Here is an 18467-nt window from a genome sequence, read left to right on the forward strand (position 1 = left end):
CCAATCCGTCGATCTCTAGTCTCGCCGTTCGTCGTCATAGTGAAGGCGAGGCAATGGGGCCAGGCCGAAGATCATTTTCAAGAGACGACATCATGACCATCACCATTACCGCCTTTGAACGTTCACCCGATGGCGGCAAGGGACTGGCGCGTGACACGCGTGTCCGCTGGGCACTTGAAGAAGTGGGCCAGCCTTACGAGGTGCGCCCGGTTTCGTTCCGCGCCATGAAGGAACCTGCGCACCTTGCGCTTCATCCTTTCGGACAGATTCCGACCTATCAGGAAAGCGATCTGGTCCTGTTCGAGACCGGGGCGATCGTCTTGCACATCGCCGAGCGTTACGAGGGCCTGCTGCCGACAGAGCGCAATGCGCGGGCGCGCGCGATTACCTGGATGTTCGCCGCGCTCAACACGGTGGAACCGCCGATACTCGAGCTCTCGATGGCCAGGATGCTGGAGGGCGACAAGCCCTGGAGTCAGGAACGCCTGCCTCTGGTCATGGATCGCGTCCGCGACCGGCTGCGCCAACTGTCCGCTCGCCTGGGTGACGCCGACTGGCTCGATGGAGCTTTCAGCGCAGGCGATCTGATGATGGTATCGGTGCTGCTCAGGTTGAGAGCATCCGGCCTGCTCGACGAGTTTCCGAACCTGGCTTCGTATGTCGCCCGCGGCGAAGCACGGCCGGCGTACAAGCGGGCTTTCGATGCACAACGGGCACTCAACACGGGCAAGCCACTACCGGGCTAATTGATTTAGCTTCGCGCATTGGCTGGATTCGACCCGAACATTTGGGACGGATGTCGATCGACCCCGAGCCGTCCTTAAGCTCGCCGGCTCAGCTTCCGGACAACTTGCGGTACTCGCCCGGTGCCTGCCCGAACCACCGCCGGAACGCACGGGTGAAACTGGCTGTGTCGCCGTAGCCCAGCTGCAGCGCGATCTCGTCGAGCTTCATCTGGGTGCCTTGCAGTAGTTGCACGGCCAGCTGCCGGCGCTCCGCTTCGACGATGTCGCGGAAGCTGCTGCCTTCTTCCTCGAGCTTGCGCCGCAGGCTGCGCGGCGCCATGGCGATGTGCTGCGCGACATCTTCGATCGACGCGACCAGGCCCAGCGGCCCCAGGATGAGCTGGCGGACCTGGCCGGCCACACCGCTGACCTGGCGCCGTTTGAGTTGGGCGCGACACTGGTCCTCCAACAGGCGCGCCAAGTGGGCGTCGTACATCGGCAAGGGGATCTCGGCATCCTCCCGCTGCAGCACGATGGCGTTGCGGGCGCTGCCATAGCGCGGCGCAATGCCGCACAAGGCCTCGATACGCGCGGCATGCGCCGGCGCCGGCCCTTCAAACTCCAGACCTCGCGGGCTAATCCCGGACAGGCTGAGCTCTTTGACCAGATTGATCGCTGTGCCGGTATCGCGCTCCAGCAGGAACTGGCGCAGGTGCTGCGGAATGGCGCCGGGATCGGCGCAGAAGGCGAACTCGCGTTCGTCGATCACCGGCCAGAAGCGACAGTAGGCCGTGCTCAGTGGCAGGTAGCGCAGGCACCGCTCCAGCGCCTCGCGCAGCGTGCGGCTCGTGCGCAGCGCGAATCCCCAGATACCGAACGTGGCAACGTTGTATTGCAACCCCAGCTCGAAGCCCAGCGCCGGCACCTGTGGCAGTGCCAGCATCAGGTTCTCGATCAGACGCATCTCCTGCTCGCGCGTGATCAGTGCATCCGCATCGCGCAGCTGTGCCGCCGTAATGCCCGTGCCGAGCAGGCAGGTCTCGGCATCGCCGCCGAGGCGTATCGCGAAGTTGACCATCACCTGGGCAATGGCGACGGGATGCAGAACGCTGGTTTGCGCTGACATGCCTTCTATCGGAGTGATTCCGCTCCTTTACTTGGCCGGATATGCCCTGCCAAAGGCCGGCAATGTGATGTCGCTTGGTGCCGGAAGCCTCTAAATTTGAGGCTCGACAAGCTGAGAGCGGGGTGGGGCATGGAGCAGGATCTAAACGCGCTGAACAAGCAGGCCATTGCCATTTCAAAGGAGTATACGGGCGAACTGGCGTGGCCAACGCTCATCCTGGTGGCGCTCGTGCTGAGCGCCTTTGTCGCCAACCTCTGGCTGTTCGCGGCCGGTTCGGCTCCGCTGTGGGCGGCGACATTGATCTATGCCGTGCTGACCTATCTGTCTTACACGCCGCTACACGAAGCCGCCCACGGCAACGTGCACGGCAGCCGCGAGCGGCTGCAATGGCTCAACGATCTCTGCGGCTACCTCGTCGCGCCGCTGATGCTGATTCCTTACTCCACGCACAAGGTGGAGCACTTCACCCACCATCGCTATACCAACCAGCCGGACAAGGACCCGGACTTCGTCATCAGCGGCATGCGTCACGGCTTTCTGGCTTTCGTCGTCACCGGGTTCAAGTTCCTGTGGACGCAGAACACCTTTCTGTTCCGCGAGCACTGGGCGACGGCGCCGCTGCGCGAGCGCGCTGCCTACTGCGCCGAAGTGACGCTGGCGATCGGCTGGCGCCTGGCCTTCCTGGCGCTGGTCCCGGCCGCGTCGACTGTCGTACTGCTGGTCGCAGGCTATCTGGGCGGCGCCTTCTTCACCGCCTACTGGTTTGCCTACCGCCCGCATCTGCCGTACGAAGAGCCGGCGCGCTACCGCAATACCAACAGCCTGATCATGCCGCTCTGGATGAAGCCTCTCGAGTGGTTCTGGCTCGGCCAGAACCTGCACTCGATCCACCACCTGTTTCCCCGCGTGCCGTTCTATCGCTACCACGCGCTGTTTCGCGAGATCGAGCCGGTCATGCGCGCGCATGGCACGCCGGCCATCGGCATTTTCGATCGCAGGCCGGTGCGTGCGTGACGGCTGGTCGCCAGAGCACGAGATCCGCTTCGGCACGAAGCGGAAGTCTAGGAGGCGAGGGCGCGACAATTTGCCCGTATCGTGGTCAGGAGCGACTCCACACCGCCGTGCGGTGTAATTGCTTGCACAGAAGGGTAGGTGCATGCCGCCTACGATTTGATCAGTCGCAACGAGACCCACCATTTCCGGAGGGGCACCCCTGAGCACGGAAAGGCCGGTTCAGAATGGCCGTGGGGATCGACAGCCATCGCTCCACCGGCTCGTGGAGCGCCATGAACCGCCGACGGGGAAAGCCGATCCGGATCGAAAACCGGGCCGCATACGGCCGGAACCCGGCTGCGTCGATGCGGGAAATTGACGGCTCGTGGAGCCCCTGCCACAGTCCCCGCTATTGATCGAATCACAGAAATCCGCGCTCGGGAACGCGATTGTCATGCTCGAATCCAAACATGGGAGCCGATGCGCCGACGCGCCAAGCTCAAGCTGGCGTTAGATCTCTCAGTGGGCCTGCTCATCGAACACACGTCGGTGCAGGAAGTCGCGAAGCGCGTCTTGGCCGGGCTGGGATCAACAATTGAGCCGTCCGACACTGAGCGGACCATCGCGGCTAGGGCCACTGAAATGATGTCGGATCTTGGCATCACGGAGACGTGGTACTACGACTGCCCTGCATTCGTTCTGCTCGGGAGCAGAAGCTGTCTCTCGATTTCAGGCCGCGAATATCAGCCCAGTGACGAGCCAGTAGGATTTACTGGTCTGGTTACGGTTGACCTCAGTCCGTGCCGAGACGGGATTTGGGGGGACTGTGCAAGAAGTTTCTGTATTGAAGGAGGTCGCCACGTCGCCGAGCCATCACTGGCTGAATTTCGGGAAGGCATTGCTGCAGAGCAACGACTGCACGCCGCGATGACCTCGTTCGTTACGCCTCGAACCACGTTCCAGGAGTTATTTGAATTTTCTAACCAAATGATCGCGGCCATCGGCTTTGAGAACCTAGACTTTCTCGGTAACGTCGGGCATAGCATTGAGTCCACGCGCGCAGACAGACGCTACATCGAGGCGGGAAACAATGTACAGCTCGGGGACGTACATCTATTCACGTTCGAGCCGCATATCCGGAAGGCTGGGGGCGCGTGGGGATTCAAGCATGAGAACATCTTTACCTTCGACCCAGAGGGGCATGCGTTCGCGATCTAACTTTTGCTTGGACCCGACGCGCACCGCGTTCGGCTCAAGCCGGGTCTAGAAGATATGGATATCAAGTTGCTTTCGAGCGCAGCAGTTCGGAAGCTCGATCAGAGCGTACTTGACCGATCACTTTGCGCAAGGCGAAAAGGCTTATCCGAGAAGTTATTTCTATCCAGACCATGAGCAATTCACAGGACCCAAACCCATACAAGCGTTGTATCTCATGGTCGAGCATATGATTGAGTACGCAGAAGCAACAGCGGCGGCAGTAGCATCTGTAGTTGACTCTGCTTGACTGGCTCGTTAGTTTATAAGTTATTGATTTATATAAACATCTCGTGTCCGACAATTACACTTGTCGGACACACACAAAGCCGGTAAGCTGCAGCGATGAAACCAGCAAGCCCTTCATCCGACCCCAGCTTCGGCCGCCAGAGCGCCGTTTCCGAGTTACTCGCCCAGGCGCCCGACACCGCGGTCGAACGCCTGCAGTTGATGGCCGACGATTTGAAGATCGCCTATGCGCCGAACACGCTCAAGAGCTGGCGCGCGGATTGGCGCGTCTGGACGGCGTTCTGCACAGCGTCAGGCTTCGCGCCGCTGCCGGCGACCGTGCCGATGCTGCGTGCATTCCTGATGGAAAAAATCGCCGCGGGACGCAAACGCGCGACGCTGGAACACTATCTGTCCACGCTGACCGTCGTGCATCGGCTGGCACTGTTGCCGTCACCGATGGATTCCATCGAAGCCCGGCTGATGTGGCGCGGTTTGAAGCGAGAACATCTCACCGCGAGGCAGCGCCAGGCGACGGGCCTGACGATGGATGCCATCGAGACGATCATCGGTACACTGGATCTTACGGTTCCGCGTGACATCCGCGACGCGGCGCTGATCTCTACCGCCTTCGAGACGATGTTTCGACGCTCCGAGCTGATCACGCTGAAGATCGAGCATCTCAGCATTGAGAGAGACGGATCCGGGCGAATCTTCCTGGCCAGCAGTAAGACGGATCAGGAAGGTGAAGGCTTCCTTCAGTATCTGTCGCCGGAAACGCTGGAATTGATCCAAGGCTGGATCAAGGCCGCCGGCCTTAAATCCGGCCCGATTTTTCGTTCGACACCCAACTCCCACAAAGCAAACCGATACGACACTCCCCTGTCGGATCGTGACGTCGCCCGGATTTTCAAGCAACGCGCACTGCGTGCGGGGCTCGACGCGGCACTGATCTCCGGCCATAGCACCCGGGTCGGAGCCGCTCAGGACCTGATTGCGGCAAACTTCAGCGGCGCCGAAATCATGCGTCAGGGCCGGTGGAAAACCGAGCGGATGGTGATCCGCTACGGCGAAAGCCTGAATGCGGGCCGTGGCGCAATGGCCCGCTTGAAAAAGAGAAAGCAGCTTGCGCGAGAATAGGAAGGCTGGCGACCGATATCGACGCCGGGCAACAGCGGGTCCTTGCTCGGCTTCGCACCGATCCGCTGCTCAACCCGCAAAACAGCCTCGACAAGAACAAGGATAAGAGTTGATGCAAGAGCGACACGATGCCGGCATCCGCAGCACCCTCGCCGCTTTTCAGGCGACACGCGACTATTTGAACACGCAGATTCTCGGCCAGCAGAATCTGGTCGAGCGGCTGCTGCTGGCACTGCTCGCCGACGGCCATCTGCTGGTCGAAGGCCCGCCGGGGCTGGCCAAGACGCGCGCGATCAAGGCGCTCGCTCAAGGTCTGGAGGCGAATTTTCAACGCGTGCAGTTCACGCCCGACATGCTGCCCTCCGACCTCACCGGCTCGGACATTTTCCGGCCCGAGGAAGGCCGCTTTCAATTCCAGCAGGGGCCGCTGTTCCATAACCTGATCCTGGCCGACGAAATCAACCGCGCGCCGGCCAAGGTGCAGTCGGCACTGCTCGAAGCGATGGGCGAGCACCAGATCAGCGTCGGCAGCGCGACCTATGCGCTGCCGACGCTGTTTCTGGTGATGGCGACGCAGAATCCGATCGAGCACGAAGGCACGTTTCCGCTACCGGAAGCGCAGCTCGACCGCTTCATGCTGCACACGCTGGTGGACTATCCGGATCGCGCGACGACACTGCGCATCATGGAACTGGCGCGGCGCGAGGCGATCACTGCCGAAGTGCTGCCGCCGCCGCGCAAGCTGCTGTCGCAGGACTCGATCTTCGCCGCGCGACGCGAGGTGCTGAGCCTGACCCTGGCCGACAGCGTTGCCGATTACATTTCGGCGCTGGTCGACGCCACCCGCGCGCCGGCCGCGTACAGCGCCAAGCTCGCCGAATGGCTGCGTTGGGGCGCGAGCCCACGCGCGGCGATCGCGATCGAGCGCGGCGCGCGCGCCTACGCCTGGCTGCAGGGCCGTGACTACGTCAGCCCCGAAGACGTGCAGGTGGTCGCGCCCGATGCGCTGCGTCATCGCCTGCTGCTGGACTATTCGGCGCAGGCGCGGCGTATCACCGCGCAAATGTGCGTCGACGAACTGCTGAGCGCGGTCCCGGCGCCTTAAGTCACTGCCGTGATCCTGCCGGACCTCGACGAACTGATCGCGCTGCAGTCGGCCGCCCAGGGCCTGGACCTGCGTGCGCACCGCGCCGCGCTGGCGCAGCTACCCGGCGGCCATCGCAGCGCGCAGCGCGGCCGTGGCCTGGAGTTCGAGGAAGTGCGTCCGTACGCCGAAGGCGACGACCGGCGCAGCATCGACTGGCGCGTGACCGCGCGACGCGGACGGCCCTACACCAAGGTGTTTCGCGAGGATCGCGAGCGCCCGGCCTGGCTGCTCGCCGATCTGCATCAGGCCCTGTATTTCGGCAGCAAGCGACAGCTGAAATCGGCGCTGCTGCTGCGCGCCGCGGCGCTGCTCGGCTGGGTCACGGTCGGCGGCGGCGATCGCCTCGGTGCGGTACTGGCACAAGACGATCTGCCGCCGCAGATCTTTTCTCCGCGCGGCCGCAATGCCGGCGTGCTGCCGCTGCTGCAGGCGCTGGTCAAGGCGCAGCCGCGCTCGCCGGGCGAACCGAAGGCGCAGGGTTTCAACTCAGCGCTGAGCTTGCTCGCTTCACTGGTCAAGCCAGGCCATCTGGTCTTCGTACTCAGCGATTTCAGCGGTCTCGACAGCCGCAGCGAAGCGCTGCTCGCCGGCATCGCCGCGCAGTGCGACTGCCGGCTGCTGTGGATTACCGATCCGCTGGAAAGCAGCGGCTTGCCCGATGGCGATTACCGGGTCGGCGTGCCTGGGAAGCTGCGCTGGCTCGACGGCGCTTCGAGCAAGCCGGCCTGGCAACGCAACTGGGCGGCGCGCGAAAAACGCATCGGCGACCTGGCGCTGAAGCTCGGCCTGCCGCTGACACGCTTGCACACCGCCGACGACATCACCCAAACCTTGCCGGCGCTGCTGCGCCAGCCGGCGTGGGCGCGATGAACTCGCCCGCCTCTGCCTCACCGGCCTGGCTGGAACAGCTGGCGCCGGCACACGCGCCAGCGCCGCCCGGATGGTGGCCGCCGGCGCCGGGCTGGTGGTTGCTGCTCGCCATGCTGGCGCTGTGCGCCGGTCTGTTCTACGCGTGGCGCCGCGAGCGTCGCAGCCTGCGCCGCCTGGCCTTGAACGAACTCGCTCAGATCGAAAGCAGCGCCGCAGACGACGCCGCACTCGCGCGCGATCTGGAAAACCTGATGCGGCGTTACGCAGTCTCGCGCTACGGGCGTGAGCAGGTCGCGCGTCTCAGCGGCGACGACTGGATTGCGTTCGTTGCCGCGCATGGTGGCTCGGCGCTGGCAGGCGATAGCGGTCGGCAATTGCTGCGCGCGGCTTACGGCGCAGCCGCGAGCGCCGATCGGGCACAGTGGTTGCTCGGTGCGCGCGGCTTCATCGGCAGCCGTCACTTCGGCAGCAAGCGCAAATGATCCATTTCGCCTGGCCGCTGATGGTGCTCGCGCTGCCGCTGCCGTGGCTGGCGATGCGCCTGCTGCCGCCGATGCGACCCGACGGCGGCGCGCTGTTTCTGCCGTTCGCGGCGGACGTCGCCGACGGCGCCGCGAGCAGCGCGATGGCGCAGCCGCGCTGGCGCAGTCTGCTGTATGTGGCGATCTGGGCCTTGCTCGTCGCCGCCGCGATGCGGCCGCAATGGCTGGGCGAGCCGGTACCGCAGCCGACCACCGGGCGCCGCGTGCTGCTCGCGGTCGACGTCTCCGGATCGATGGCCACCGAAGACATGGACGAGGGCAAAACCCGGCTGCAGGTGGTGCAGAAAGTCGCCGGCGAGTTCATCCGCGAGCGCAACGGCGATCAGCTCGGGCTGATCCTGTTCGGCACACGCCCCTATCTGCAGGCACCGCTGACCTCGGACCTGGAAACGGTGCGGCATTTTCTCGTCGAAGCCGTCGTCGGCATCGCCGGCACGCAGACCGCGATCGGCGACGCGATCGGCCTGGCCTTGAAGCGCCTGCGCGATGAACCGGCCGATGGCGAAGACACACGGCCGGACGCACACCGGCAAACCGTACTGATCCTGCTCACCGACGGCGAGAACGACGCCGGCGCGATGCCGCCATTGCAGGCGGCGAAGCTGGCGCAGCAGGCCGGCCTGCGCATTTACACCATCGGTGTCGGCGGCCGGCCGCGCACCGATTTCTTCGGCAACAGCATCGGCGGCGGCCTCGACGAAGACACCTTGCAGAAGATCGCGCAGGCCACCGGCGGCGGCTATTTCCGCGCGACCAATGCGCTGAAACTGGAGCAGGTCTACAAGCGTATCGACCAGCTGGAGCCGGCCGCCGGTCGCGATCAGTGGTATCGCCCGCGCAGCGAATGGTTCCACTGGCCACTGGGCCTGGCGCTGCTGCTGAGCGTGCCGGCGAGCCTGCTGCGCGGCCGGCAATGGAGTCGCACGTGAGCATCGGCACGCTGCTCGACAGCATCGGCGAAGCGCTGCAGGCCTTCCATTTCATTCGGCCCCTGTGGCTGCTCGCCGCGCCGCCACTTTGGTGGCTGTCGATGCTGCTGGCGCGGCGCCGTGCGGCGCAGGGCAACTGGGCCACGCTGATCGACGCGCCCCTGCTGTCGGCGCTGCGGCTGGACGCGGGCCAGGCGCGCAAGCCCTGGTCGCCGTGGCTGGCGCTGGCCTGGACCGTCGCGGTGATCGCCCTCGCCGGCCCGAGCTGGCGGCAGGACGCGACGCAGGCGCATCGCGCCGGCGCGGCGTGGATCATCGTGCTCGACCTGTCGCCGTCGATGGCGAGCGCCGACGTGACGCCGACCCGCATCACCCGCGCGCGCTATGCGATCGAAGATCTGCTGCTGGCCGCGCGCGACGCCAAGGTCGGCCTCGTCGTGTTCAGCGACGAGCCCTACGTCGTCGCACCGCTGACCGACGACGCCAACACCTTGCGCTCGCTGCTGCAGCCGCTGACACCGGAGCTGATGCCGACAGCCGGCGACCAGCTCGCGCCAGCGCTGGACAGCGCGGCACAACTACTGCAACGCAGCGGTGCCAGCGACCAGCGCATGATTTTGTTGTCCGACGGCATCAGCGATCCGGCCTCGGCGCTCGCCGCCGCGCAAAAACTGCGCTCGCAGGGCGCGCAGCTGGACGTGATCGGTGTCGGCACTCGCGGCGGCGCGCCGCTGGTGGGCCCGGGCGGCGCCTTCGAGCATGACGCGCAGGGCGCGGCGCTGCTGTCGCGCGTCGATACCGAACACCTGAGCCGCCTCGCCAACACCGGCGGCGGTCGCTATGTCGATCTCGATGCCTTGCCGCAATTGCTGACGGCCCTGCAGGACGCACCGACGTCTCCTGGCGCCGCGGTCGAAACCCAGGGCGTGCAAGTCCAACGTTGGCAGGACTCCGGCTTCTGGCTGCTGCCGCTGTTGTTGCTGCTGGCGGCGTCGTTCGCGCGGCGAGGATGGATCTGATGCCGGCGCTGCGAATCATCGCCTTGATCGTCGCCTTGATCGGCGCCATGCATGGCGGCACGGCGCAGGCCGGCGAATTCTGGGATTCGCTGTGGCGCAACGCCGACCAGCGCGGCGAACACCTGCTGCAACAGGGCGACGCAGCCGCTGCGGCACGCACCTACGCCGAACCCCGGAGAAAGGCCTACGCCGAACTCCAGGCCGGCAACAACGCCGCCGCCGCAAGCGATTTTGCCGCTTTCGACGACAGCGACGGCCACTACAATCGCGGCAACGCGCTGGCGCGCATCGGCGATCTGAAACAGGCACTGCAGGCCTACGACGCGGCTCTGGCCCATGATCCGCAGAATCAGGATGCGCAGCACAATCGCGATCTGGTCGCCAAGGCGCTGCGCGATCAGCAGCAGCAACAGAAGCAGCCGCAGCAATCTCAGCAGCGGGACGGCGACAGCAAACCTTCCGACCAGCAGGCGTCGTCGCCGAACTCCGACCCGGCCGACGCCGCGGGCAAACAAGGCCAGCCGCCGCCCGCCAGCTCGCAGCAGCATGCCGAGAGTCGCCCCCCCGGCGACTCGCATCACTCGCGCGAGAAACCGGACGACAGCGCGCCGGCCGACGAACAGCAGGCGGGCCGGTCCGAGCAGTCCAAGATCGCACCATCGCCCGGCAAAGACGACGCAAAAGACGAGGCCGGCCAGGCGCAACGCGACGCGCAGGATGCCTTGCAGCGCCGCAGCGCCGGTTCCACCAGGGCCGATCCCGGCCAGCAACAGCCGATGACCGAGCAGCAGCTCGCCGAAGAACAATGGCTGCGCCAGATACCGGATGATCCGGGCGGACTGCTGCGGCGCAAATTCATGATCGAGCACATGCTGCGCCACCAGCAGCAGCCCGAACCCTTCAACAGCCGGTAGCGAGAGATGACCACGATCCGCAAGCTGCTCGTGACACTGTTGCTGTGCGGCGCCGGCTCTGCTGCGCACGCCGAGATCAGGGCCAGCCTCGACCGCGATCGCGCCGCGGTCGGCGAAGCCGTGCAGCTGCGGCTGCTGCGCGACAGCCGCGGCGGCGACGCGCCCGATCTGAGCGCGCTGAAGGCCGACTTCGATGTCGTCGGCAGCAGCAGCGAAACCAATGTGCAGTTCATCAACGGCCACCTGTCGCAGCAGAGCGTCGCCAACATCACGCTGATGGCCAAGCGTGCCGGCGAGCTGCGGATTCCGGCGATCCGCTGGAACGGCGAGACCAGCACGCCGCTGTCATTGACCGTGACCGAAGCCGCCGCCGGCGCACCCGGCGATGCCGGGCCACAACATGTATTCCTCGCCGCCACTCTCGACCAGAAACAGCCCTACGTGCAGGGCAACGTGGTGTTGACGGTGACGATCCACACCGACGTGCCGGTGCGCCAGGCGGCGTTGAATTTCGACGGCAACGACGACGTCGCCGTGCAGCAGCTCGGCCAGGACCAGCAGGACGCCGAGGAGATCAAGGGCCGTCGCTATCAGGTGATCCGGCGCCGCTATCTGCTGCAGATGCAGCGCAGCGGTGAAATCACCCTGCCCGGCCCGACCCTGGACGCGCTGATCGAAGTCGACAATCGGCGCGACCTCTTCGGCGGCATGCTCGGCGGCGGCTCCGTGCGCCAGCTGCGCCTGCATGGCGACGACATCCTGCTGCAAGTGAAACCGCGACCGGCGGGTACTTCGTCGCAGGCCTGGCTGCCGGCCGAGAAACTCAGCCTGGTCGCTGGCTGGAAGCCCGAAGGCGCCTCGCTGCAGGCCGGCGAACCGCTGACCCTGCATTTGAAGATGGACGCCGTCGGCCTGACCGCGGCGCAGTTGCCGGATCTCGCCGCGCAGCTGCAGTTGCCCGAAGGCCTGCGCGCCTATCCCGATCAGGCCAAGCTCGACACCGCATCCAAAGGCGCGCGCGTCACCGGCAGCCGCGAGCAGGACATCGCGCTGATCGCGACTCGGCCCGGCCGCTACACCATTCCGGCATTGCGGTTGAGCTGGTGGGACACGGTCAGCGATACGGCGCAGACCCTGGTGCTGCCCGAGCGTGTGCTCGACGTACTGCCCGCGGCCGGCGCGACGACGAATGCAGCGCCATCAACGACTGAGCCTGCGAGTGCTTCGCCAGCGCCGCCGGTGCTCGCAGCGCCCGCCGTTGCGACACCAGCGCAGGACCCGATCTGGAAATGGATCAGCCTGGTGCTGGCACTGCTGTGGATCGCGACGCTGCTGTTGTGGGCAATCAGGACGCGCAGCCAGCGGAGCAAAACGCCGGTCCCGGAAGCGGATGGTGCGGACACGCAAATCACGGCCGACAGCGGCAACGCGCAAAAAAACTTTCATCGGGCCTGCAAGGACCACGATCCCGCCGCTGCGCGTCGTGCCTTGCTGATCTGGTCGCGCCAGGTCTACGGCGGGCAAGCGCCCGCCGGCTTGAACGCGCTCGCGCAAAAGCTCGGCGATCCCGGGCTCGGTTCATTGCTGATGCAACTCGATCGCGCCTGCTATTCCGGCGCTGCCTGGAATGGCGATGCGCTGGACAAGGCCTTGACGCGGCTGCCGGCCAGCACCAGCGCAAGCCGCGCCAGACCGGGACTGGCGCCGCTGTATTGATACTCAGGGCGCACGACCGGCACGGTAACAGCGGCGGGCCAGCACTCGAGGGTCGACCAAGGTTTAGTCAGGATCAATCGCATCGCGATTTGATCCGAGATCGATGAGCCGTTTTTGCAACGGTTCCCGTCTTCAACGGCAAGACCGGACGAAAACGGCGAGCCCTGTCTTCAGGCCGCCGGGAAGGCGCCTGGACAACAGATCTCGATACTTGCTCGACAGGCGTCGACAGGCGTCGGGACGCGGCGCTGCGGCACTCAGCGAAGATCGGGGAACGGCATTGAGAACCAGAACAGAGCGGTCGCGGACGCCCCTGCGCCGGAGCGCGCTGCAAACCGCGGCGGCGTCCGCGCCCGGCTGGACTCGGCCGAGCACCACAACCTATCCGCGTGTGGCGACGAGAGGCGCGGCGCCACGCAACCCTTTGTGGGATCCGCCGACTTCGACCCAGTCGCACTATCTGCCGAAGATCGACGACAGCGCCGTCGTCGCGCCGGAGTTGCTCGCGCCGCGACTGCCGCGTGAAATGCTGTTGGCACCGATCCCGGTGCTGCTGCTCGCCGTCGTCGCCGCGGCGTTGCTGATCGCGACTTCGGCCTCCATCGAGTCGCTGTTGTGGCTGGCCCTGGCGACCGCGGCGATGACCGCTCTGGCGATGTTGCTCGGCGGCTGGATGGCGCGGTTGCGCCATGAGCCGATCGCGCATCTGGCCCGCGAGATGCAGCGGCTAAGTAACGGTGATCTGGACGTGCAGCTGGCGCTGACCGGGGACGGCGCGCTGGGCCAACTCCAGCAAGGCATCAACGCCACCGCCTCGGCACTGCGCAGCGGACTCGGCCAGCTCGACCAGCAGATCCGCCGCGCAACGACGCTGCGCGCCCGCAACAACGCCGAGTTCGAAGCGGCCCGTGTCGAATAGGCGCGCATTGCGGGAGCAGCCAGCGACAGCACGATCACGCCGACGGCCAGGAAGATCGCGATATCGCGGCCCGGCAATGGCGATCCATCGGCCATCTTCAAAGGCAGCGTCAATACAGCAGCCAGCGTGATCGCGCCGCGAACCCCGGCGAGCGACATGACCAGGAGCAGCCGCCAATGCGGCTTGGGCGGCCTCGCCGGGCAGCACGAAAATGCTGCCGTTAACCGCGCGCTGCACGGTCTCCCATGCCGCGGTCCTGCGAATGCGCGTGATCCCCTGCCAATGCGAGTGCGGCGTGAAGCCCATCGTGATGCCGGCCGCAACCGCGGCCAGAATGCCGGAGCGGTGAAACTGTTGAGCGGCGCGATATCTCCGGCACCTGCGTTACGCGCGGTACGCACAGGCGCCGCTGTACTTCAACGATGGCGCGAGGTCCTCACACTTGCCCTGGCGCCTGAGGCCCATTTGCCGACGTCCCCCCACCCTGCCCGGCGCGCCGGTACGGCCCCGGCGCACTGCCGGTCCAGTTCTTGAACGCGCGCTGGAACGCGGCGCTGTCGGCAAAGCCCAGTTCGCTGGCCAGCGCGGCGACCGAGACCGCGCTGGTGTTGAGCCGCGAGATCGCCAGGTCGCGGCGCAGATCGTCCTTCAGCGACTGGAACGAGGTGCCTTCCTGGGCCAGCCGTCGCTGCAAGGTCGCAGTCGACATGTGCACGGCCTCGGCGCAGGCGGCCAGGCCGGGCCAGGCCGGCTGCATGCGCTGCAGGTAGCTGCGGATGCGGCTGCCCATGTCGTCGAGCCCGCGGCGCGGCAAGATGACGTAGGTCTGGGCGTTGGCGATGAACTCCTTCAGCGCCTGCTCGTCGCGGCGCACCGGCTGCTGCAGCAGCTCGGCGTCGAACCAGATCGCGCTGCGCGGCTGCTCGAACAGCAGCTGCGCCGGGAACACCAGGCTGTAGCTGCTCGCGTGCTCCGGTACCGGGAAAGCGAAGTCGAAGCGCGCCACCGGCAGCCGGCCGCCGGCCAGCCAGGCGAGCAGCCGCCAGAACACCCGCAGCAGCACCTCGTGCAGAAACCTCAGCTGCTCGCGCGAGCCCTGGCTGAAGCGCAAGGCCCAGCCGGACAGCGCGCCGTCGTGCACCGGCTCCAGTGCGATGTCGTCCTGCAGAAGGCCGAAGGTATGCGCGGCGCGGCGCATCGCCATCTCCAGCGTGCCGGCGCTGGTCGCCGCGCGGAACACCAGCGCGATGCTGCCGCGCCGCAGCGGCCGCGACAGCAGGCCGAGCATGTCGTCGTTGCGGCGTTCGGTCAGCGAGCGGAACAGCGCCACGTACTGCTCGGCGGTGACGCGGCCGGCGGGCTGCTCCAGCAGCTCGGGCGCGATGCCGGCGTCGCGCAGGTAGTCCGCGCCGTCTTCGCCGCGCTCGCGCACGCCCTGCAGCATCCCCAGCACGAAGGCGATGGAAATGGTCACGGGCGTGTCGGGGCTGCTGCGCGGGCGGGTCATGGATTGCGGTTTTCTGCCATGCGAACGATGCGATATGCCGTCGAACAAAGCCGGCGCAGTTTCTACCATGCTCGCCATCGCCGCATCCCTTTTTTCGTGTCTTCGAGGAGTCGCAATGAATCAGGACGTCTACGTCGCCGGTGTCGGCATGATCCCGTTCACCAAGCCCGGCGCCAACGAGCCCTACCCGCAGATGGCGGCCAGGGCCACGCGCGCCGCGTTGGCCGACGCCGGCGTCGGCTACGAGCTGCTGCAGCAGGCCTATGTCGGCTATGTCTACGGCGACTCCACCGCCGGCCAGCGCGCGGTCTACGAAGTCGGCATGACCGGCATCCCGGTGATCAACGTCAACAACAACTGCTCGACCGGCTCGACTGCGCTGTTCCTGGCGCGCCAGGCCATCGCCAGCGGCGCCGCCGACTGTGTGCTGGCGCTGGGCTTCGAGCACATGAGTCCCGGCGCGCTGGGCTCGGTATTCGCCGACCGCCCTAGCCCCTTCGACCGCTTCGACGAGGCCACCGCCGAGCTGGTCGGCCATAGCGAGATTCCGCTGGCGCTGCGCTACTTCGGCGGCGCCGGCCTGGCGCACATGCAGCAGTACGGCACCCGGCTGGAGACGTTTGCGAAGATCCGCGCCAAGGCCAGCCGGCATGCCTCGAACAACCCGCTGGCACTGTTCAAGACCGTGGTCAGCGAGGAAGACGTGATGAGGGCGCCGGTGATGTGGCCCGGCGTGATGACGCGGCTGATGGCCTGCCCGCCGACCTGCGGCTCGGCCGCTGCGGTGCTGTGCTCGGAGGGCTTCGCCAAGAAGCATGGCCTGGACCGCCGCGTGCGCATCAAGGCGCAGGCGATGACTACCGACAGCCGCGCGACGTTCGACGCCAAGGACATGCGCGAAGTCGTCGGCTTCAGCATGGCCGCTTCCGCAGCGAAGCAGGTTTACGAGGCGGCCGGCATCGGCCCTCAGGATCTGGACGTGGTCGAGCTGCACGACTGCTTCGCCCACAACGAGCTGATCTCCTACGAATCACTGGGCCTGTGCCCGGTCGGCGGCGCCGAAAAATTCGTCGTCGACGGCGACAACACTTACGGCGGCAAGGTCGTCACCAATCCCTCCGGCGGCCTGCTCAGCAAGGGCCATCCGCTGGGCGCGACTGGCCTGGCGCAATGCACCGAGCTGGTCCAGCAGCTGCGCGGCAGCGCCGAAAAACGCCAGGTCGACAACGCGCGCCTGGCGCTGCAGCACAACCTCGGCCTCGGCGGCGCCTGCGTGGTCACGCTGTACGAACGCGTTTGAGGCCGGGCCGTGATCGACAAGTTATGGATAGGCCACGAGCTGCCCGCTTCGGTGCTCCCGCTGGAGCGCACGCGCTTGCAGTTCTTCGCCAAGGCCATCGGTGAGACCGACCCGATCTACCGCGACAGCGAGGCGGCCAAGGCCGCCGGCTACGCCGACATTCCGGCGCCGCCGACGTTTCTGTTCGCCGCCGAGCTGGATTCCGGCACCACGTTCACGCTGCTCGAGCAGCTGAAGATTCCGCTGGCCAAGCTGCTGCACGGCGAGCAGAGCTTCACTTATCACCGCGCCGCCTGCGCCGGCGACACCGTCACCGTGCGCTCGCGCATCAGCGACATCTACGACAAGAAAGGCGGCGCGCTGGAATTCGTCGTCAAGACCGCGCGCGCCACCAACCAGCGCGACGAACTGGTCGCCGAGCTGCGTTCGGTGCTGGTCTGCCGTCACTACTAGGGACATCAGGATGACGACCATTCCCCGCTACGACAGCCTCAGCGTCGGTGATGAACTGCCGCCGCTGCAGCTGCCGCCGGTCGACCGCACGACGCTGGCGCTGTTCGCCGGCGCCTCCGGCGATCACAACCCGATCCATATCGATCTCGACTTCGCGCGTCGCGCCGGCATGTCCGACGTGTTCGCACAAGGCATGCTCGGCATGGCCTGGGTCGGCCGGCTGCTGACCGCCTGGGCGCCGCAGAGCCAGCTGCGCCGCTTCGACGTGCGCTTTCAGGGCATCACCTATCTGGGCAACGCGATGCAATGCAGCGGACGCATCGTCGAAAAGCTCGAGCACGGCGGCGAGCGCTGCGTGCGCATCGAGCTGCACAGTGCCAACCAGTTCGGCCAGACCAAGATCGTCGGCGACGCGCTGGTCGCGCTCGCTTAACAACACTCTCCACTGTCATTGCCGCGTAGGTGGGAATCCAGAGACGTCACGGCTCAACTCTCGCCGCACTGGTTTCCCGTTTTCGCGGGAATGACAACTCCTTTTTGAATTGCAATTGGAACCGCACACCATGACGCAGAAACTCGAAGGCAAGATCGCCCTGATCACCGGCTCCGGCCGCGGCATCGGCCGCGCGATCGCGCTCAAGCTCGCCAGCGAAGGCGCGCGCATCGTCGTCAACGATCTCGACGCCGAGCCGGCAGCCGAAACAGTGCAGGCCATTCGCGAGGCCGGCGGTGAAGCGGTGGCCTGCGTCGGCAGCGTTACCGCCACCGACTTCGCCGACCGCCTGATCGGCACCGCGGTCAACGAGTACAAGGGCCTGGACATCATCGTCAACAACGCCGGCTACACCTGGGACAACGTCGTGCAGAAGATGACCGACGAGCAGTGGTACGCGATGCTCGACTGTCACCTGACCGCCCCGTTCCGCATCCTGCGCGCGGCGCAGCCGGTGATTCGCGCGCTGAGCAAGGCCGAGCTGGAGAAGGGCCAGCGCGTGGTGCGCAAGGTGGTGAATATCTCCTCGATCGCCGGGCTGTTCGGCAACGCCGGCCAGATCAATTATTCCGCGGCCAAGGCCGGCATCGTCGGCATGACGCAGACGCTGGCCAAGGAATGGGGCCGCATGAACGTCACCGTCAATTGCATCGCCTACGGCCTGATCAAGACGCGCCTAACCGGCAATGCCGCAGACAACACCACGGCGAATATCGACGGCCGCGAAATCAAGGTCGGCGTCAACCCGGACCTGATGGCGATGATGGAGCGCAGCATTCCGCTGGGCCGCGGCGGCACGCCCGATGAAGCCGCCGGCGCGGTGTACCTGATGTGCATCCCGGAGTCCGACTACGTCAGTGGCCAGACGCTGATGTGCAGCGGCGGCCTGACCGGCATTTAGCGCGATGCTGCCGCAGTTGCTGCGGCACGAATATCCGATCGCCCGCAAGCTTTTTGCCTGAGTCTTCGCTTCAACGACGCACGAACTCCGTTCGTGCCGAGTAGCGGGCTTGCCCGCGTATCGAGGTACCGGATCGATCTGACCGTTTCATCGGCTCCCTCGATGGGCCTCGCAAGCGAGGCTGCTCGGGACGAACGGAATGGGTCGGTCTCCGATTCAGAAAAGCGCTTCGTCGTTGCGGCAATCTGCCATTCGGACGATGCAATGCAACGTCGAAAATTGCAGCTTGCA

General features: G+C 66.0%; 18 protein-coding genes and 1 pseudogene. 16 read left to right on the forward strand and 3 right to left on the reverse strand.

The annotated features are described in order from the left end of the window. The first annotated feature begins 92 nt into the window (after positions 1-92). Entirely contained in the window at positions 93-746 is a 654-nt protein-coding gene (locus tag ACQZF9_RS09705) for a glutathione S-transferase family protein (RefSeq protein ID WP_428313031.1), read from the forward strand. Between the two features lie 88 nt (positions 747-834). Here ACQZF9_RS09705 and ACQZF9_RS09710 read toward each other — a convergent pair whose 3' ends face one another. Further along, positions 835-1851, reverse strand: a complete 1017-nt coding sequence (locus tag ACQZF9_RS09710) for an AraC family transcriptional regulator (RefSeq protein ID WP_428313032.1) — start codon at positions 1849-1851, stop codon at positions 835-837. Positions 1852-1947: 96 nt separating this feature from the next. Here ACQZF9_RS09710 and ACQZF9_RS09715 point away from each other — a divergent pair, with 96 nt between their 5' ends. From ACQZF9_RS09715 to ACQZF9_RS09765, 11 genes are all read left to right on the forward strand, one after another. Continuing rightward, on the forward strand, positions 1948-2865 hold the full coding sequence (locus ACQZF9_RS09715) for a fatty acid desaturase family protein (protein ID WP_428313033.1): 918 nt from the start codon (positions 1948-1950) through the stop codon (positions 2863-2865). A 459-nt stretch (positions 2866-3324) separates the two neighbouring features. Further along, on the forward strand, positions 3325-4062 hold the full coding sequence (locus ACQZF9_RS09720) for a M24 family metallopeptidase (RefSeq protein WP_428313034.1): 738 nt from the start codon (positions 3325-3327) through the stop codon (positions 4060-4062). Positions 4063-4443: 381 nt separating this feature from the next. Next, complete coding sequence (locus ACQZF9_RS09725; RefSeq protein WP_428313035.1) at positions 4444-5466, forward strand: site-specific integrase; 1023 nt, start codon at positions 4444-4446, stop codon at positions 5464-5466. 112 nt (positions 5467-5578) lie between these two features. Further along, positions 5579-6571: an AAA family ATPase gene (locus ACQZF9_RS09730; protein ID WP_428313036.1), complete on the forward strand. Its 993-nt coding sequence runs from the start codon at positions 5579-5581 to the stop codon at positions 6569-6571. 9 nt (positions 6572-6580) lie between these two features. Further along, on the forward strand, positions 6581-7483 hold the full coding sequence (locus tag ACQZF9_RS09735) for a DUF58 domain-containing protein (RefSeq protein ID WP_428313037.1): 903 nt from the start codon (positions 6581-6583) through the stop codon (positions 7481-7483). Continuing rightward, on the forward strand, positions 7480-7965 hold the full coding sequence (locus tag ACQZF9_RS09740; protein WP_428313038.1) for a DUF4381 domain-containing protein: 486 nt from the start codon (positions 7480-7482) through the stop codon (positions 7963-7965). The genes ACQZF9_RS09735 and ACQZF9_RS09740 overlap by 4 nt, the downstream gene beginning before the upstream one ends. Next, positions 7962-8954 (forward strand): VWA domain-containing protein, encoded by a 993-nt coding sequence (locus tag ACQZF9_RS09745; protein ID WP_428313039.1) that lies wholly within the window; start codon positions 7962-7964, stop codon positions 8952-8954. Before ACQZF9_RS09740 ends, ACQZF9_RS09745 begins: the two co-directional genes overlap by 4 nt. Next, a complete protein-coding gene (locus ACQZF9_RS09750; RefSeq protein WP_428313040.1) occupies positions 8951-9973 on the forward strand; it encodes a vWA domain-containing protein in 1023 nt (340 codons plus the stop codon). Before ACQZF9_RS09745 ends, ACQZF9_RS09750 begins: the two co-directional genes overlap by 4 nt. Further along, positions 9973-10887: a tetratricopeptide repeat protein gene (locus ACQZF9_RS09755; RefSeq protein WP_428313041.1), complete on the forward strand. Its 915-nt coding sequence runs from the start codon at positions 9973-9975 to the stop codon at positions 10885-10887. Before ACQZF9_RS09750 ends, ACQZF9_RS09755 begins: the two co-directional genes overlap by 1 nt. Before the next feature lie 6 nt (positions 10888-10893). Beyond that, positions 10894-12603, forward strand: a complete 1710-nt coding sequence (locus ACQZF9_RS09760) for a BatD family protein (RefSeq protein WP_428313042.1) — start codon at positions 10894-10896, stop codon at positions 12601-12603. Positions 12604-12994: 391 nt separating this feature from the next. Further along, entirely contained in the window at positions 12995-13522 is a 528-nt protein-coding gene (locus tag ACQZF9_RS09765; RefSeq protein ID WP_428313043.1) for a HAMP domain-containing protein, read from the forward strand. Positions 13523-13542: 20 nt separating this feature from the next. On the opposite strand, the pseudogene ACQZF9_RS09770 reads toward ACQZF9_RS09765, so the two are convergent. Both ACQZF9_RS09770 and ACQZF9_RS09775 read right to left on the reverse strand, forming a co-directional pair. Then, a pseudogene (locus ACQZF9_RS09770) lies at positions 13543-13891 on the reverse strand (Na+/H+ antiporter); the annotation flags it as partial. A 67-nt stretch (positions 13892-13958) separates the two neighbouring features. After that, positions 13959-14996: an AraC family transcriptional regulator gene (locus ACQZF9_RS09775; RefSeq protein ID WP_428313044.1), complete on the reverse strand. Its 1038-nt coding sequence runs from the start codon at positions 14994-14996 to the stop codon at positions 13959-13961. A 148-nt stretch (positions 14997-15144) separates the two neighbouring features. Between ACQZF9_RS09775 and ACQZF9_RS09780 the strand changes: the two genes are divergently transcribed. The 4 genes from ACQZF9_RS09780 (at position 15145) to ACQZF9_RS09795 (ending at position 18176) form a co-directional block, all read left to right on the forward strand. Next, complete coding sequence (locus tag ACQZF9_RS09780) at positions 15145-16329, forward strand: lipid-transfer protein (RefSeq protein WP_428313045.1); 1185 nt, start codon at positions 15145-15147, stop codon at positions 16327-16329. Between the two features lie 9 nt (positions 16330-16338). Further along, positions 16339-16782, forward strand: a complete 444-nt coding sequence (locus ACQZF9_RS09785; RefSeq protein ID WP_428313046.1) for a MaoC family dehydratase N-terminal domain-containing protein — start codon at positions 16339-16341, stop codon at positions 16780-16782. Positions 16783-16792: 10 nt separating this feature from the next. Next, a complete protein-coding gene (locus ACQZF9_RS09790) occupies positions 16793-17215 on the forward strand; it encodes a MaoC family dehydratase (protein WP_428313047.1) in 423 nt (140 codons plus the stop codon). 130 nt (positions 17216-17345) lie between these two features. Continuing rightward, positions 17346-18176, forward strand: coding sequence for an SDR family NAD(P)-dependent oxidoreductase (locus ACQZF9_RS09795; protein WP_428313048.1), 831 nt, complete (start codon positions 17346-17348; stop codon positions 18174-18176). Positions 18177-18467 lie beyond the last annotated feature (291 nt).

Source organism: Hydrocarboniphaga sp. (genome assembly GCF_965279055.1).
Classification (GTDB): domain Bacteria; phylum Pseudomonadota; class Gammaproteobacteria; order Nevskiales; family Nevskiaceae; genus Hydrocarboniphaga.